The sequence below is a fragment of the Streptomyces albiaxialis genome (assembly GCF_039530985.1).
GTDB classification, from domain to species: Bacteria; Actinomycetota; Actinomycetes; order Streptomycetales; family Streptomycetaceae; genus Streptomyces; species Streptomyces albiaxialis.
The window spans coordinates 276,548-291,761 of the sequence record NZ_BAAAPE010000016.1; the positions used below are offsets into that span (position 1 = coordinate 276,548).

The following is a 15,214-nucleotide window of genomic DNA, read 5'->3' on the forward strand; positions in this document are numbered from 1 at the left end:
TCCCGCCGGGCACCTTGGCAGCCGGGTGCCCCACGGCCGGGCAGACAGGCCGCCCGGCCCCTCCGCCACCCCCTGGACGGGTGAGGGAGGAGGCCGGTGCGGGCCACCGGCTATGACGCCTATGACGCGGGCAGGCGCATCAGGCGGTGGATGTTGCCGTGGTAGATCCGCGCGCGGTCCGCGTCCGTGAGGCCGAGGCCGTCGAGGACGCGGATCGTCTCGCGGACGTACGCGGGCCCGCCCTCCGGGTCGAACGGGCAGTCCGTGCCGAACAGCACATGGTCGGCGCCGAAGAAGTCCAGGCCGCAGCGGGTGCCGAGGGACGAGCCGGAGAGCGCGGTGTCGGCGTGGAAGCGGCGGAAGTACTCCAGCGGCGGGTGCGGCAGCGGCGCGTCCCGCAGCCGCTCGTAGTCCTCGCCCGAGGTGCGGCTGCCGAGCTGCGGCCCCCAGCCCAGACCGATCCGGCCCTCCAGGTACGGGATCATCGCGCCCATGTGATGGGTGATGATCTTGATGCCCGGATACCGTTCGAGCAGGCCCGAGAAGACCAGCCGGGCCATCGCGACGCTCGTCTCGTACGGCCAGCCCAGCGCCCACCAGATCTCGTAGCGCGAGGTGTCCTCCGTCGCATAGTCGGCGAAGGCCGCGCCGCGCGCCGGGTGCATCCAGACGGGCAGGTCCCGGCGCCACATCTCCGCGAACACGCCCTCGAACGCCGGGTCGTCCAGCGGTCTGCCGCCCACGTTCGTGAAGACCTGCACGCCGCGCGCGCCGAGGTCGTCCACGGCGAAGGCGAGTTCGGCGAGGGCCGCGTCCGGGTCGTTCATCGGCAGCGACGCGACGAACGCCGGGAACCTGTCCGGGTGGCGGTCGCACAGCTCGCGCATCGACTCGTTCGCCAGCCGCGCGAGCGCCGGGGAGGTGTCCGGCCCGGCGAGGAGTTCGAGGGGAGGCGAGGAGAGCGTGAGCACCTGCTGGTAGCCGTCGCCGAAGTCGTCCATCATCCGCAGCCGCGCGTCCAGGTCGTGCAGCGCGTCCAGCTCCAGCCACCGCTTGAGCGCGCCCGCGTCGACGACCAGTTCGCGCATCCGTGCGAAGTACCGCGCGGGCAGGATGTGGCTGTACGCGTCGACCATCAGGCCGCCCGTGGTGATACCGGTTGTGGTGTTCATCGGTCTCCGTTCCCCCTCGATGTCTTCGGGACCCAGCGGGTGATCCTGCGGTCGACGGCCTGGACGAGCGCGAGCGCGGTCAGCGCGACGGTGATCACGACGAGCAGCACGGCCAGCACGCTCGCCCCGTCGAACCGCCCGCCCGCCTCGGTGACGAGATGGCCCAGGCCGACCACGGCGATGAACATCTCGCCGTTGATCATTCCGGTCACCGCACGGCCGACGCCGAGCCGGATCCCGGCCATGATCAGCGGGGCGGCGGCGGGCAGCACCACGCGGAGCAGCACCTGCCGTTCGCCCGCGCCGTACGAACGCGCCATCTCCACCAGATGCGGAGGCACCGAGCGGATGGCGGAGGCCGTGTTGATGATCACCACGAACACGGCGTACATCACGATCACCGCCACGATCGCGGACCGCCCCGCGCCGAACAGCGAGAAGAAGACCGGCGCGAAGACCAGCGAGGGGGCCGTCAGCAGCGCGGAGACGTACACCCCGAGGGCCGCCTCGACCTTGCGCCAGCGGCCCATGGCGGTGCCGACGGCGAGCCCGGCGACGAGCGAGATCACCAGTCCCAGCACCAGGTTGACCAGGCTGTCGCGCAGACTGCCGAAGATCAGGCCCTCGCGCGCCATGACGACGAGCCGGTCCAGCACCGTGCTCAGCGGCGGGAAGAACGACACGTCCGCCGTACGCCCGACCGCCTCCCACGCCACGGCGGCCAGCGCGAGGCTCACGGGCGTGGCCGGGACGCGGCGGAGGACCGGCCGTAAGGAGGAGGCCGCGTGGTGCGTCGTAGTCACGCGGACACCTCCGTCCCGGCCGCGGGGGACGCCGGGCGGTGCTCGGCGTGCATCGCGCGCAGCCGGTCCCACAGATACGCGGTGATCTCCGCGTACGCGCCCGACCGGCCGACGCCTCCGACGTCGTGCGAGCGCGGGCGCGGCAGGTCCACGGGCACGATCTCGGCGACGCGCCCCGGGCGGGCGCTCATCAGGACCACGCGGTCCCCGAGCAGCACCGCCTCCTCCATGCTGTGCGTGATGAAGACGACGGTCAGCCGGTGCTCCTCCCACAGCGCCAGCAGCTCCTCCTGGAGGAGCCGCCGCGTCTGCTCGTCCACGGCGCCGAACGGCTCGTCCATCAGCAGCACCCGCGGCCGTACGGCCAGGGCGCGCGCCAGGCCGACGCGCTGCTGCATGCCGCCGGACAGCTCGCCGGGCAGCTTGGCCTCGAAGCCCGCGAGGCCGACCGTCGCAATGAGCGCGCGGGACCTCTCCTCGCGCTCGGCGCGGTCCACGCCGCGCATCCGCAGACCGAACGCGACGTTGTCCAGCACCGTCGCCCACGGCAGCAGCGCGAAGTTCTGGAAGACGACGCTGCGTTCGGGCCCGGGGCCGCGCACGGGGGCGCCGTCCACGAGGATCTCGCCGTCGTCCCAGGGCACGAGCCCGGCGACGGACTTGAGCAGGGTCGTCTTGCCGCAGCCGCTGGGCCCGAGCACGGTCACGAACTCGTTCTCCGCCACCTCCAGCCCGACGTCCCGCAGCGCCTCGACGGTCGTCCCGTCCCGTCCGGTGAAGCTCTTGCTCACTCCGCGAATCGTGATCACTTGGGGCTCCTTGCGGTACGGGAACGGGGTTCCTGGTCCTGATGGGCGCTCGCCCAGCGCGTCAGCCGGTGCTCGGCCCAGCGCGCCAGCGAGATCAGCAGCAGCGCCTCGGCGAGAACGATCGCGATCGTGCCGTAGAGCGGCGGCGCCTTGAGCAGCCCGCGGTAGGTGAGGATGAGACCGCCCAGGCCGTCGGAGACCATGAGCAGTTCGACGAGGACCATGCCGGTGACGGCGCGCCCGAGGCCCAGCCGTACGCCCGTCATGACCGCCGGCAGCGCGCCGGGCAGCAGGATCCGCGTCCAGACGCGGCGCTCGGAGGCGCCGAACGAGCGGGCCATCTCGATCAGCGACGGATCCACCTGCCGTACGCCCGCACGGCTGTTCACGATCACCATCACCACGGAGAAGAGCGCCACGAGCGCCACCCGCGAGGTCAGCCCGACCCCCGCCCACATCACCAGCAGCGGAATGATCGCGGCCATCGGCGTGACCAGGAGGATGTTGAGGTGGACGTCCGTGTACCGCTCCAGCGTCCGGAACCGGCCCAGCAGGATGCCCGCCGGGACCCCGACGCCGAGCGCGATGCCGAAGCCCAGCACGAGGGCCTGGTTGCTGACGTACAGCGCCCGCCACAGCTCCGCCTCGCCGAGCAGCGTGACCGTGGCCCGCACGGTCTCGCCGAAACCGGGCAGCAACAGGCCGCCCCGCGCACGGGCGTACAGCTCCCACGCGGTGGCGAAGAGCGCGAACGCGAGGAGCTGGTAGGGGAGGTTGGTGTCCCGCAGGCGACGCGCGGGGCGTACGCGGCGCACGCGGCGGATCCCGCGGGGCGTCAGGGAGCGGCGCGCACCGGACGCGCGGCCCGCGCGGGCCTCCCGGAGCGTGGTCGTCGGGGTCATGACGCCCCCTTGAGCCGGCCGGACTTCCCCCGCGGGGGCGTCTCGCGCGAGGCCGTGTCCCGCGAGGCCGTCTTCCGGGTGTCCCGCGAGGCCGTCTCCCGCGCGGCCTCGCGGATGAAGCTGAGGTCGGCCGCCTCCTCGGCGCGGACGCCGCGGCCGATCACCCCGGCGCGGGCGAAGAAGTCGATGGTGCCCTGGACGTTGCGCGGGGTGAGCGCGGCGGCGTCGAAGAGGCGCGCGTCGCGGTACCGCTCGGCGACGCGCCCCACGTCGCCCTCGTCCTCCTCCGGGAGGTGCGTGCGCGCCAGCTCGACCAGGCGCTGCGGGCGGGCGTTGATCCTGGCGTGCTCGCGCACGAGCGCGGTCACGAACTCCTGTGCCACGCCCCGGTGATCGCCGAGGAAGTCCGCGTTCGCGTACACGGTCTGCGGGTGCAGATCGGGCAGCGTCTTCGCGAAGTCGGCGACCTTGGTGAGGCTCGCGGCGGCGGGCGACCCGGACGACTCCAGGGCCACGGCGTCGGAGACCTCCAGCGGCGTCGCGTCGATCTCGCCGGAGACGAGGGCCTGGGCGCGGACGTCCGAGCCGCCGATGGTCAGGTAGTCGGGGCGCTCGTCCCCCTTGCAGGTGGAGCGCACCCAGTCCTTGGAGATGGCCGTGGCGACCGCGCCCTCGCTGAAGATGCCGAACGGGCGTCCGCCCAGCTCGTCGCAGGACGAGACGCCCTTCCGGCCGTAGAGGGCCCACTGGTTGCCGACGACATCGGCGATGATCTTGATGGGCGCGCCCTGCTCGACGGCGCTCAGCGCCGGGCCCGTGGCCTCGGCGGAGATCGCGTAATCGCCCTGGGCGAGGCCCTCGATGGCCAGCTCCGGCTCGGCCAGCTCCACGATCTCGACGTCATGGCCCTGGCGGCGGACGGCCTCGGCGGCGGCGAGGACCGGCACGGTCGTGAGGTCCGGCTCGATGACCGCCACCGTGAACGCGAGCTTCCCGTTCGCGCGGGTCTCGGTGCCCGCGCCGGTGCCGCAGGCGGCCGCCGCGGCGGTCACGGCGCATAACGCGGCGGCGACGGCACTCCGCTTCGCCCGCGCCGCCGTCCGTGCCGTTCGTGCCGTTCGTGCGGTTCGTGCCCAGGCCCTCGGCCCGGTCCTTCCCCTGTCCCTGCCCCTGGTTCGGGTGTGCATGGATTCCCCCTTCACGTGGCACCGGTTTCCCGAGGTCACCGGCTAGGCAAACGTATGCCGTAACGGGATGCTACGCACCCGGGAGGCGGAATCGTCAAGTGCTCAATGCAGGTGGGAGAGGCATGAGTTGGGGTTCCGGATTGCGAAAGCGCCTGCGTATGTGCCATCTTGGGCCGCGAAAAAGGAAAACGTTTCCCGTCCCGTGGAGGGTGGCCGTGAGTTCACTGGTGGAAGTCGCCCGCGCGGCCGGGGTCGCCGTGTCCACCGCCTCGCGCGTGCTCAGCGGATCCGACCATCCCATCTCGGCCAAGACCCGCGCGAAGGTGCTCGCGGCGGCCGAGGAGCTGGACTACTCGCCGAGCGCCCTGGCCCGCGCCATGGTCTCGCCCCACAGCCGCCTCGTCGGCGTCCTGGTCAGCGATATCGACAACCCGTACTTCTCCGTCATCGCCCGAGGCGTGGACGACGCGGCCTCACGCGCCGGTTACGTCACCATGCTCTCCAACGTCGACCGCCGCACCGGCACCGAGATCGACCGCCTCCAGGCGATGCGCGACTACCGCGCCGCCGGTGTCGTCTTCGCGGGCAGCGGCTACGTCGACGACCCGCGCACCCCCGACCTCGTCGACGCCGTGCGCCGCGCGCGCGAACAGGGCGTCCAGGCCGTCTCCCTCGCCGTCCGCGACCTCGGCTGCCCGTCCGTCGTGGTCGACAACCGGGCCGTCGCCCACGACATCACCGACCACCTCGTCTCGCTCGGCCACCGCCGCATCGCGTTCATCGAGGGCCCGACGGGCATGACCGTCACCCGCCACCGCCGCGAGGGCTTCCTGGCCCGGATGCGCGAGGCCGGGCTCGCCGACTCCGCGCAGTGTCAACCCGGCGGCTTCGACTACGAGTCCGGGCACGCCGCCACCCTCCGCCTCCTCGCCCGCCCGCCGCTCCCCGACGCCGTCATCGGCGCGAACGACGAGGTCGCCGTCGGCGCCCTCAGCGCCCTGCGCCAGGCCGGAGTGGACGTGCCCGGCGAGGTCTCCGTCGCGGGCATGGACGATCTGCGGCTCGCCGAGTTCGTCGGCCTGACGACCGTGAGCCTCCCCCTCTACGAGATGGGCTCCCTCGCCGCCCGCCACATCATCGACTCGCCCCCGGTCCCGAGGCCTCGCGTGACGACGAGCGCCGACGCCGGCCGTTCCTCCGGGGCCGGGCCTACCCGGAGGGGCGGCCGTCGTGCCGACCCGCCTGGCGACGGGCGTGCCGATGCTCCTGCTGACGTCTCTGCCGACGTCCCTGCCACGACGACCGTGCTCGGGCACCGGCTCACCGTCCGCGAGACGACCGCCCGACGGACCGGGGAGCGAGCCTGACTGACCGGCAGGTCGAGTCGGGTCGGATCGGTCCGGGGTGAGCCAGGCCGGATCGGTCCGGGCCAGGCCGGGGCGGTCCGGGTCGGTCCGGGGCGGGTCGGGTCGGCGGGGCGGATGGATCAGGCGTCGCGGCGGTTCAGCGTCACGTAGCCGCCGACCAGGGCGGCGGCCGTCCAGGCCAGGAGGATCGCCAGCGCGCCCCAGGGGCCGTAGACGTGGGCGAACTGCGGATCGTCGCTCGGGCCGACGAGACCCATCAGCTCCATCCCGGCCTGGTCCGGCAGGAATTGGAGGACCGTCTTGAGCTTCGGCACGTTGCCGAGGCCCTGGGAGCCGAGGAACAGGAGCGGGAGCAGGATGCCCAGCGCGAGTGCCGAACTGCGCAGCATGGTGGCGACGCCGAGGGCGAAGAGGCATATCAGCGTCAAGTAGACACACGCGCCCACGAGGCCCGGCAGCACTTCGTCCGCGCCAGCCGTCGTCCCGTACGGACCGAGTGCCGTCTGCGTCGCGGTGAACGTGACGGCCACCATGACGACCGACACCGGGAAGGCCGTGAGGGCGCACGCCAGCACCTTGCCGCCGAAGAAGGCCCCGCGCCGGGGGACGGCCGCCAACGAGGCCCGTATCGTCCCCGATCCGTACTCGGAGCCGATCACGAGCACCCCGAACACCACCAGCGCGAGCTGCCCGAGCATCAGGCTGATCAGCCCGGCGAAGAGCGGGTCGAAGTTCTCGACACGGTCGATGCCGGAGCGGAAGTTCAGCGCGATCAGGGTGCCCAGTCCGGCGCTGAGGGCGAAGGCCAGGCCGAGCGTCCACACCGTGGACCTCACGCTCCGGATCTTGAACCACTCCGCACCCACCACGGCCCGCAGGAAGGCCACTTCGCTCATCGCCCCTCTCCTCCCGTGCCCCCGCTCCGGTACTCCACGGACTCCCCGGTGAGCCGCAGGAACGCCTCCTCCAGCGGCGCCGCGGGCATCCGTTCGGAACCCGGCGAACGGCCGGGCGCGCTCGCGCTCGTGGGCGCGGGCGCGTGTCGGGCGAGGAACTCGTCCGTGCCGGAGTCCGCGAGCAGGCGGCCCCGCCCGATGACGATCAAGTGGTCGACGGTCAGCGCGGCCTCGCTCATCAGGTGGCTGGAGACGAGCACCGTCCGCCCCTCGGCCGCCAGCTCCCGCATCAGGGTGCGGATCCACACGATGCCCTCCGGATCGAGGCCGTTCACCGGCTCGTCGAGCAGGAGCACGGCGGGGTCGCCGAGCAGCGCGGCGGCGATCCCCAGCCGCTGCGCCATGCCCAGCGAGAACGTCCCAGCCCGCCGGTCCGCCACGGGCCCCAGCCCCGTCCGCTCGACGACCTCGCCGACCCTGCGCTCCGCTATCCGATTGCTGCGGGCCAGCCAGCGCAGATGGGCACGGGCCGTCCGGCCGCCGTGCACCGCCCCGGCGTCGAGCAGGGAGCCCACCGTGCGCAACGGGTCACGCAGCCGCCGGTAGGGCAGGCCGTGAATGCGGACGTGGCCGCTCGTCGGCCGGTCCAGGCCCAGCATCATGCGCATCGTGGTGGACTTGCCCGCCCCGTTCGGCCCGAGGAAGCCGGTCACGCGGCCCGGTCGTACGTGGAAGGACAGCCCGTCGACGGCCGTGGCCGCCCCGAAGCGCTTGGTCAGTTCGCAGACTTCGATCACACCGACACTCTCCCGCGCGGGGGCGACCCCGCACATCGCCCCAGGGGCAGAGCCGTTCGCCTCGGCCCGCGGGATGAGCGCGCCGCCCCTACCGCCCCCGTCTCAACCTCCGGGATGACAGCCCGCAGGGGGATGCCCGCGCGCTCCGGACCTACTCGTACGTCCAGACGTTCCCCACGTTCCGGCCGCCCCGGCGCATCACCGTGCCGAGGGTCTCGGTGAGCGCGGACTCCGCCCCCGCCAGCAGCGCGGGCCCGAAGACGCACAGCGACTCCTCCCACGGGTGCCAGAACGTGCCCATGCGCAGGTCCCGGGTCAGCAGCATCAGATAGTCCGCGTCGCCGCACACGGAACGCGGCCAGGAGGGGCGAACCGGCCCGCCGCCGCGCCCCGTTCCCCCGCAGTGCCCCGTTCCGCTGACGCGCGCGGGATCGAAGCGATAGCCCTGGTGCCACCAGGAGAGGGCGTAGAGCTGTTCGCCGGGCGGTGTCGCGGCGCGTGCCGCGCGTTCGACGATCTCCTGGACCGCGCCCCGTACGCGTTCCGCCCGTGCGCTCCCGTCGGGCGTGCCGACGTGCCAGGTCACCGAGGACGCCGGCTCCTCGACGGCGGGGCACGAGTCGAGGCCCGGGCGGAACGCGAACCGGCGCTCGAACGCCGCGCACAGCGCGTCGTGTTCGGGGCCCCCGAGCAGCATCGTCACCGGGCGCGTCGCGTACGGCGGCGGGCCCGGGGGCCGCCATACGTGGTCCCGCACCGTCGTCACCGCGCGGAACCCGCAGCCGAGCAGCGTGTCGAGCACCGGCCCGCGCGGCGCCTCGGCGGTGACATAACGCCTTTCCGGCGCCGGGGCGACCGCGCGCCCCAGCGCCCAGGGCGTACGCGCCCAGCGCAGCCACGGCGGCAGGTACTCCGCATGCGGGCCGGTCATTCCGCGTACGGCCACGAACTCCGTACGCCCCACGGGCTCCGCCCAGCCCGCGCCGACCAGCCGCGTCTCGGCCTCAAGAAGCTGTACGTTCAGGCCCCAGCTCACCAGCCCGCCATGGTCCGCGCGGACGGCCTCCAGCCCGCGCGCGTACGCGCAGGGCTCCCATTCCGGGCCGCCGCCCCCGCCCCCGCCCGCCTCGGCGAGCCGTCTCAACTCCCGGTCCCGGTGGTCGCCGTGGCCCAGACGGCGTACCCGCTGTCCCTTGGCCGGCACGGCCCGCCCCTCGGCCGTCGCGGCGTCGATGTCGTCGAACCGGGCGACCAGCAGCGTGCGTTCCGGCCCGGCGGCCGTGAACCCCGCCTCCCGCAACGCCCGCCCCCAGGGCGCCGGATCGTGTCCGTACACCCGCCATACGGCGGGCTCGCGGCGCCCCGCGCATGCCTCCTGCTGGCGCCGGACCAGCGCGCCCTCGTCGCCGCCGGACGGGTGCGGAGCGCGGCTGACGGTGGCGTGGGTGCCGTAATGCGTCCGTACGACGGGACCGTCGCGCTCGATGACGGCGCCCACGGGCGGCGGTTCCGGGACGTGCGTCCGTACCTGCGTGTCGTAGGCGGCCAGCAGGTCCCCGGCGCGGGCGGCGGTGTCGTCCATACGGCCATACTCCCGTCCGGGTACGCACGCCCGGGGACCGCCGGTCGGATCGATCGCCCGGTGAGGGTCAGGTCACGCCACGTGCTCCCGCGTGCTCGGGGCGACGCGGGTTACTCGGCGGGGCCGTGGGAAACCCGGGCCCGCGTGAGACCGTAAGGAGGTCCGAGAACCATGACGGAACAGCGATCCGAGCCGCTTCCCCTGCCGGACTACGACGAGCTGCCCGCGGGCGGCGTCGAGCACCGCATCAGGTCCCTGACCGGCGACGACGTACAGCGCCTGCTGGACTACGAGCGCGCGCACGCCGACCGGCCGCTCCTCGTCGACATCCTCACCGCCCGGCTCCGCCAGCTCGACGAGGGCGCGGAGCCCGCGCCGGGGGACCCCGAGGGCGCGAGGCCCGAGAAGCCGGAGGGACGGCAGGGGCGGTCCCCGGCGTCTCCTGACACCGCGGCCGAACCCGAGCCGCCCCTCCGGCACGGCGTGCACAACGTGCACGACATGTGAGCCGCCGCCCGACGGATACGGCCGTCAGGCCTCGTCGCCCTCCAGCCCCGTGGCGTAACGGCGCGCGGCCTCGTGCGCCGCGCGGCGGGCCCCGTGGCGGTCCTTGCGGTTCTCGGACCTGACCATGTCCTGCCACTCCTTGTAGCAGGAACGCTTGTTGCAGCCCGCGCAGCACGTGGCGCGGCCGAACAGCATCGATTCCGGGTGCTCCCACTGACAGCGGGTGTCCGTGGTCTCACGCGTCGGGCGCGGCGGCAGGTCACAGGGGCCGAAGCGGTGGTCGTGGACGGGCCGGGGGTCGTGTTCGCGGGAGCGGACCCACAGAGGCTTTGTGTTGTCCGTGCGGGACATCTCGTTCCTTCCGGAACCCGCCGCCCGTGATCCCGGACTCTCCGGGCGGGCGGCTAGATCCTGAAGCGCACGGCCCACCTCCTTGCGTAGGGGAAATTGCCTGAAGTCGGTTGTTTGCAGGTGTTTGCACCGCGGGGACGCTCCGCACCCCCCGTGCGGGGCGGCCCACGCGGTGCAAAACGTTGCAGGATACGGGTGGGCGCCCGGCCTGTGCAAGACCTCCGGGCCGCTCAGCTCCGGCGGTCGCGGCGGCGCAGCGTGAAGCCGCGGCGGCCTTCGGTGGCGCGTTCGGTGCTCGCGGCGATCTCGCGTACGCCCCTGTCCAGGCGCTCGAAGAAGTCCTCGCTCGCGGCGGCGAGGTGAGAGTGCGGTCCCGGCGCCGGTCCTGGCCCCTGCCCCTGCGAGGCGCCCGTGCCGGCGTCCACCGCGTTCTCCAGGTCCCTGAAGACGTCCGCCGCCGCACGCGTCACGGCATTCCCGTCCTCCGCCTCCGCCCCCGGCCCCGCCCCGTCCGCGTTCAGACGCCGCCGGAGCTGTCGCCCGTACGGCGAGTGCGGATCGGGGTCGTAGGGCCCGTGCGGAGGCGTGTTCAAGGTGGTCCCTTCTCGGGGCGGTGCCAGGTGCACCGTCCACCTTAAGAGGTCGCCCCCCGCCGCGTGAGGGCGCGCTCCGCCGCTACAGCCTGCGCGAGACCTCCTCTGCCGCCTGGCGGACCGCCGGGGCGAATTCGTGGAGCTGGTCCTCGGTGACCAGGAAGGTGAGGGAGGAGACGGAGACGGCGCCCATGGGGTAGCCGTCGTTGTCGAGGACCGGCGCGGCGAGGGAGCAGACCGCCTCGTCGGCCTCCTCGTACTCCGTCGCGTAGCCCTGCTTGCGGACCGTGTTCAGCTCGCCGCGCAGTTTGCGGCGGTCCGTGACGGTACGGGGCGTACGGGCCGGGAGCCCGGCGCTGTCGAGGAGCGCGGCGCACTCCTTCTCCGGGAGGTGGGCGAGGAGGACCTTGCCGGCGGCGCTCGCGTGGAGGGGGAGGGGCATGCCGACCTCGGTGGCGATGCGGTACGCGTGGCCGGGATCGACCTTGTGGGTGTAGGTCGCGTAGTCCCCGCTGAGGACGGCCAGATGGACGGTCTGGCCGAGGCGTTGCTGGAGTGCGCGCAGCACGGCGTCGATGCCGACCGCGTCGTCGGCGAGCACCTGGGCGGCGAGGGTGCGGAGTTGGGGACCGATGCCGTAGCGGCCGTCCCCGTCGGCGACCGCGTACCCCTCCGCGATCAGTGTGCTCAGGATCCGGTGGGTGCTGGCCTTGGGCACACCCGCCTGTTCGGCGACCTCTCCGAGGCGGCGCGGGGACTCCTGCCGGGCGACGGCATGCAGCACGCGGAGCGTTTTAGCTGCAGAGTTCACCGACTTCTCGCGATCCATTGACCCTCCGTACGGCACGGGGTTAGCTTGCCACCAATCCGCTCTGCGGAACGTCAATCTACTCTACGGAACGGTTGGCGTCGCAACGGGCGGTGCTGCGCTCTCATCTCACGCCCCCGAAAGGCGACCGTCCATGGCTGTGCGCGACCCCGAGGCGAATCCGTCGCCGGAACGGCTTGATCTGGTGATCTCCGGCGGCCTGTTGGCCGGTCCGGACGGTCCGGTCGACTTTTCAGGTCCGTCCGACCCGTCCTGTCCGGAGTACGGCGACCCCGTTCCCGGTGACCTCGGCGTACGCGACGGGCGTATCGTCCGCGTCGCCGGGCCCGGCACTCTCGCGGCCTCCCAAGAGGCCGGAGGCGCCGGGGTCTTCGACGCCACGGGGCTGCTCGTCGCGCCCGGTCTCATCGACCTGCACACCCATGTCTACGACGGGCGCACCGGCCTGGGGATCCCGGCCGACGACGCCGGGGTCCGGCAGGGCGTGACGACCGTCGTGGACGCCGGGAGCTGCGGCAGCGACGACTGGGCGCACTTCGCGGCGCACATCACGCCCCACGCCCGTACGCGCGTGCTGAACTGGCTCAACGTCTCCCGGCACGGCCTCGTCCAGGGCACCCGCGAACTCGCGGGCGGCGCCGCCGACCTGGACCCCGAGGCCACCGCGCGCCTGCTCGTCCGGCACCGCGACACCGTGCGCGGCGTCAAGGTGCGGATGAGCGGCTCCGTGCTCGGGGAGAGCGGCCTCGCGCCGCTGCGCGCCGCGAAGGAGCTGACGGCGCGGGCGGGCCGGGAGCTGGGGCGGCGCGTCCCCGTCATGGTGCACGTCGGCAACGAGCCGCCCCGCTTCGGGGACGTCCTCGAACTCCTCGGCGAGGGCGACGTCGTGACCCACGCCTTCCATGGCAAGCCCGGCGGGCTGTTCGCGGGCGGCGACCGGCCGGTCCCGGAGGTCACCGACGCGGTGGAGAGGGGCGTACGGCTCGACGTCGGCCACGGCAGCGCCAGCTTCTCCTTCCGTACGGCCGAACGCGCGCTCGACGCGGGCCTGCGTCCGTACACCGCCAGCACCGATCTCCACCGGCGGAACGCCGACGGGCCCGTGCACTCGCTCGCCACCACCCTCACCAAGCTGCTCGCCCTCGGCCTGCCCCTCGCCGAGGTGCTGGCCTGCGCCACGGACCGGGCCGCCGAGGTGCTCGGGCTCCGCGGCGAGCTGGGCACCCTGCGGCCCGGCGCGCCCGCCGACCTCAGCCTGCTGGAGCTGCGCGAGGAGCCCGTCGAACTCACCGACGCCGAGGGCGAGAAGCGTACGGCGCGGCGTGCGCTCGTCCCGCGCGCCGTCGTCCGCGCGGGCACACTCCGGCGCCTCGCCCCCGAGCACGTGCCCGCCCCCTCGCCCGCGCCCGACGAGAACCGACCCGCGTGAAAGGCCGCGCATGAGCGAGTCCCCCACCGAGACCTCCACCCAGTCCTCCACCGCGTCCCCCGCCCCGCCTCCCACCCGGCCCTCCCTCATCGGTCAAGTGGCCGACGCCGCCGGGCCGCTGGGCCGGGAGGACCGGGACGACCTGGCCGAGCTGCTCGCGCTCGTCGAGCGGTACGCCGACGACGAGGGCATCGCACTCGACGACACCCGATGGCTGGCCGTCGCCGTCCACGCCCTCGCCTTCGTACGGCGGGTGCGCGAGGGCGAGCGGCTCGACGAGCTGGCCCCCGAGCTGTACGCGGAGGTGCCGCCGGAGCGGCTCGGGCGCGTACGCGACCTGATCGGGCACTACACCGCACCGCGCGGCTGGACCGCGCCCGACACGGAAGTCCTGCTGCTCGCCCTGCATTTCGAGACGGCCCGGCAGGAGAGACCACCCCAGGACCAAGAGCACGAGGAGAGCGAGACCATGGCAGTGAAGATCGTGATCGGGCACCGTCTCGGCAAGGGACAGGCGGTCGCCGACGGCATACGCGCGGCGGGCGCGGAACCCGTGCTGATCCCCGGCCCCGGGGCCGATATGAAGGTCGGCGACGTGATGGCCGCCGAGGAGGCGGCGCTGGGCATCTCGTTCTGCGGCAGCGGCGGCGCGGGCGCCGTGACGGCGAAGGCGAAGTACGGGCACGAGATCGAGTTCGGCATGCGCTCGGCCCAGGCCGGGGTGACCGCCGTCGAACAGGGCCGCACCGTCCTCGGCTTCGGCTTCCTCGACAGCGAGGAGCTGGGCTTCAAGGTCGCCGAGGCGCTGCTCAAGAGGCTGGACGCGACGGGACGCGCGCGAGGGGGCGAGGGATCATGAGGCACGAGCGTCTCACCGTACGGATCACCGGCTCCGGGCCCACCCGCGAGAAGGCGTTCGCCACCGCGATGCGCCAGGTCCAGCAGCGGGTCGGCAAGCAGGCGACGGGGACCTGTTACCGCGTCGAACCCGTCGACCTGGCCGTCGAGTCGGCCGTCGAGCACCGCTGGACGGAACGGTTCCTCGGACTGCTCTTCCCGCGCGAGCGCACGCGGTTCGAACTGACCCTGCGGATCGAGGTGGAGGTCGCCTCGCTGGACCTGGCGGCCGTCGACTTCACCGTGCGCGAGGAGCGGCTGACGCCGCTGCAGCACGCGCTGCACATGAGGTGAGACGCCGATGAACGAGACCCTCACCATCCTCCTGGAGTCCGTCGTCATCGGCGCGCTGATCGGCTTCGGCGCCTCGGCCGGCGTGGCCCGGATGTTCCACGCGCCCAAGGTGCAGGGCATGGGCGCCTTCCGTACGCTCGGCGAGCTGAACGCCTGCGAGAACGACCCCGTCGCGCACTTCTCCTTCGGCCTCGGCTTCTTCTTCAACGCCTGGGCCAGCGCCGTCGGGACCGGCGCGCTGACCTCCGACGTGGACCACCGCATCGTGCCGCACTGGGCCGCCGCGCTCTCCATGGCGAAGAACCGGAACCTCGCCGAGACGCTGCACAACCCGCGCCGGATGGCGTTCTTCGGGGCGGGGGTCGGCGTCGTGCTGGTCTCCGTGCTCAACACGACGGCGGCGTCCATCCCGTCCTCGCTCCAGGAGGTCGCGGCCAAGGTCCTGGGGCCCGCGTCCGAGTGGTTGATCAACCCGGTGATGCCGATCGTCTTCTGGATGGCCGCCGTCGACGCCGGGCGCCGTACCGGCGGCTGGGGCACCGTGCTCGGCGGGCTCGCGCACGTGGTGATGGGCAACGCCGTGCCCGGCATCGTGCTCGGCATCGTCGTCGGCAAGGCCGTGGACGACCTGGGGTGGACGCGGATGACGCGGGTGCTGGCCGGAGCGGTGATCACCCTCTTCACCGCCAGCGCCTTCCTGCGCGGCGTCGACCTCACGCTGCTCCAGCAGATGAAGGTCCACGTGCCCGACTGGCTGAACCAGGTGCACGACTCCACCGGCACGAAACCCACGGACTGA

General features: G+C 73.2%; 17 protein-coding genes. 6 read left to right on the forward strand and 11 right to left on the reverse strand.

All coding sequences use genetic code 11. From position 1 onward, the window contains the following. Nucleotides 1-119: 119 nt before the first annotated feature. The 5 genes from ABD343_RS32775 to ABD343_RS32795 are packed head-to-tail and all read right to left on the reverse strand — an operon-like array spanning nucleotide 120 to nucleotide 4,738. Nucleotides 120-1,172, reverse strand: coding sequence for an amidohydrolase family protein (locus ABD343_RS32775; RefSeq protein WP_344533487.1), 1,053 nt, complete (start codon nucleotides 1,170-1,172; stop codon nucleotides 120-122). Then, complete coding sequence (locus tag ABD343_RS32780; RefSeq protein ID WP_344533489.1) at nucleotides 1,169-1,975, reverse strand: ABC transporter permease; 807 nt, start codon at nucleotides 1,973-1,975, stop codon at nucleotides 1,169-1,171. Before ABD343_RS32780 ends, ABD343_RS32775 begins: the two co-directional genes overlap by 4 nt. After that, on the reverse strand, nucleotides 1,972-2,784 hold the full coding sequence (locus tag ABD343_RS32785; RefSeq protein WP_344533491.1) for an ABC transporter ATP-binding protein: 813 nt from the start codon (nucleotides 2,782-2,784) through the stop codon (nucleotides 1,972-1,974). The genes ABD343_RS32780 and ABD343_RS32785 overlap by 4 nt, the downstream gene beginning before the upstream one ends. Then, entirely contained in the window at nucleotides 2,781-3,686 is a 906-nt protein-coding gene (locus ABD343_RS32790) for an ABC transporter permease (protein WP_344533493.1), read from the reverse strand. The genes ABD343_RS32785 and ABD343_RS32790 overlap by 4 nt, the downstream gene beginning before the upstream one ends. Further along, entirely contained in the window at nucleotides 3,683-4,738 is a 1,056-nt protein-coding gene (locus ABD343_RS32795) for an ABC transporter substrate-binding protein (protein ID WP_344533495.1), read from the reverse strand. The genes ABD343_RS32790 and ABD343_RS32795 overlap by 4 nt, the downstream gene beginning before the upstream one ends. 350 nt (nucleotides 4,739-5,088) lie before the next feature. Here ABD343_RS32795 and ABD343_RS32800 point away from each other — a divergent pair, with 350 nt between their 5' ends. Beyond that, nucleotides 5,089-6,240, forward strand: a complete 1,152-nt coding sequence (locus tag ABD343_RS32800; protein ID WP_344533497.1) for a LacI family DNA-binding transcriptional regulator — start codon at nucleotides 5,089-5,091, stop codon at nucleotides 6,238-6,240. Between the two features lie 119 nt (nucleotides 6,241-6,359). Here ABD343_RS32800 and ABD343_RS32805 read toward each other — a convergent pair whose 3' ends face one another. The 3 genes from ABD343_RS32805 to ABD343_RS32815 form a co-directional block, all read right to left on the reverse strand. Next, complete coding sequence (locus ABD343_RS32805) at nucleotides 6,360-7,136, reverse strand: ABC transporter permease subunit (protein WP_344533498.1); 777 nt, start codon at nucleotides 7,134-7,136, stop codon at nucleotides 6,360-6,362. Next, nucleotides 7,133-7,933: an ABC transporter ATP-binding protein gene (locus ABD343_RS32810; RefSeq protein ID WP_344533500.1), complete on the reverse strand. Its 801-nt coding sequence runs from the start codon at nucleotides 7,931-7,933 to the stop codon at nucleotides 7,133-7,135. The genes ABD343_RS32805 and ABD343_RS32810 overlap by 4 nt, the downstream gene beginning before the upstream one ends. Nucleotides 7,934-8,084: 151 nt before the next feature. Continuing rightward, nucleotides 8,085-9,515, reverse strand: coding sequence for a DUF2716 domain-containing protein (locus ABD343_RS32815; protein ID WP_344533502.1), 1,431 nt, complete (start codon nucleotides 9,513-9,515; stop codon nucleotides 8,085-8,087). Nucleotides 9,516-9,686: 171 nt separating this feature from the next. Here ABD343_RS32815 and ABD343_RS32820 point away from each other — a divergent pair, with 171 nt between their 5' ends. Continuing rightward, a complete protein-coding gene (locus ABD343_RS32820; RefSeq protein WP_344533503.1) occupies nucleotides 9,687-10,022 on the forward strand; it encodes a DUF8129 domain-containing protein in 336 nt (111 codons plus the stop codon). A gap of 24 nt (nucleotides 10,023-10,046) precedes the next feature. Here ABD343_RS32820 and ABD343_RS32825 read toward each other — a convergent pair whose 3' ends face one another. The 3 genes from ABD343_RS32825 to ABD343_RS32835 all read right to left on the reverse strand — a co-directional run bounded on the left by ABD343_RS32825 (nucleotide 10,047) and on the right by ABD343_RS32835 (nucleotide 11,795). Beyond that, nucleotides 10,047-10,373 (reverse strand): hypothetical protein, encoded by a 327-nt coding sequence (locus tag ABD343_RS32825; RefSeq protein ID WP_344533505.1) that lies wholly within the window; start codon nucleotides 10,371-10,373, stop codon nucleotides 10,047-10,049. A 230-nt stretch (nucleotides 10,374-10,603) separates the two neighbouring features. Continuing rightward, nucleotides 10,604-10,966 carry a hypothetical protein gene (locus ABD343_RS32830; RefSeq protein ID WP_344533507.1) on the reverse strand — a complete coding sequence of 121 codons (363 nt, stop codon included), beginning with the start codon at nucleotides 10,964-10,966 and terminating at the stop codon, nucleotides 10,604-10,606. A gap of 82 nt (nucleotides 10,967-11,048) precedes the next feature. Next, nucleotides 11,049-11,795 (reverse strand): IclR family transcriptional regulator, encoded by a 747-nt coding sequence (locus ABD343_RS32835; protein WP_344533509.1) that lies wholly within the window; start codon nucleotides 11,793-11,795, stop codon nucleotides 11,049-11,051. 133 nt (nucleotides 11,796-11,928) lie between these two features. Between ABD343_RS32835 and ABD343_RS32840 the strand changes: the two genes are divergently transcribed. From ABD343_RS32840 to ABD343_RS32855, 4 genes are read left to right on the forward strand one after another with little or no spacing between them, the layout of a single operon-like run. Further along, entirely contained in the window at nucleotides 11,929-13,224 is a 1,296-nt protein-coding gene (locus tag ABD343_RS32840; protein ID WP_344533511.1) for an amidohydrolase/deacetylase family metallohydrolase, read from the forward strand. A 10-nt stretch (nucleotides 13,225-13,234) separates the two neighbouring features. Next, entirely contained in the window at nucleotides 13,235-14,083 is an 849-nt protein-coding gene (locus tag ABD343_RS32845) for an SFCGS family glycine-rich protein (RefSeq protein WP_344533513.1), read from the forward strand. After that, complete coding sequence (locus ABD343_RS32850; protein ID WP_344533515.1) at nucleotides 14,080-14,415, forward strand: DUF4312 family protein; 336 nt, start codon at nucleotides 14,080-14,082, stop codon at nucleotides 14,413-14,415. The genes ABD343_RS32845 and ABD343_RS32850 overlap by 4 nt, the downstream gene beginning before the upstream one ends. A 7-nt stretch (nucleotides 14,416-14,422) precedes the next feature. Beyond that, nucleotides 14,423-15,214 carry a DUF4311 domain-containing protein gene (locus ABD343_RS32855; RefSeq protein ID WP_344533516.1) on the forward strand — a complete coding sequence of 264 codons (792 nt, stop codon included), beginning with the start codon at nucleotides 14,423-14,425 and terminating at the stop codon, nucleotides 15,212-15,214.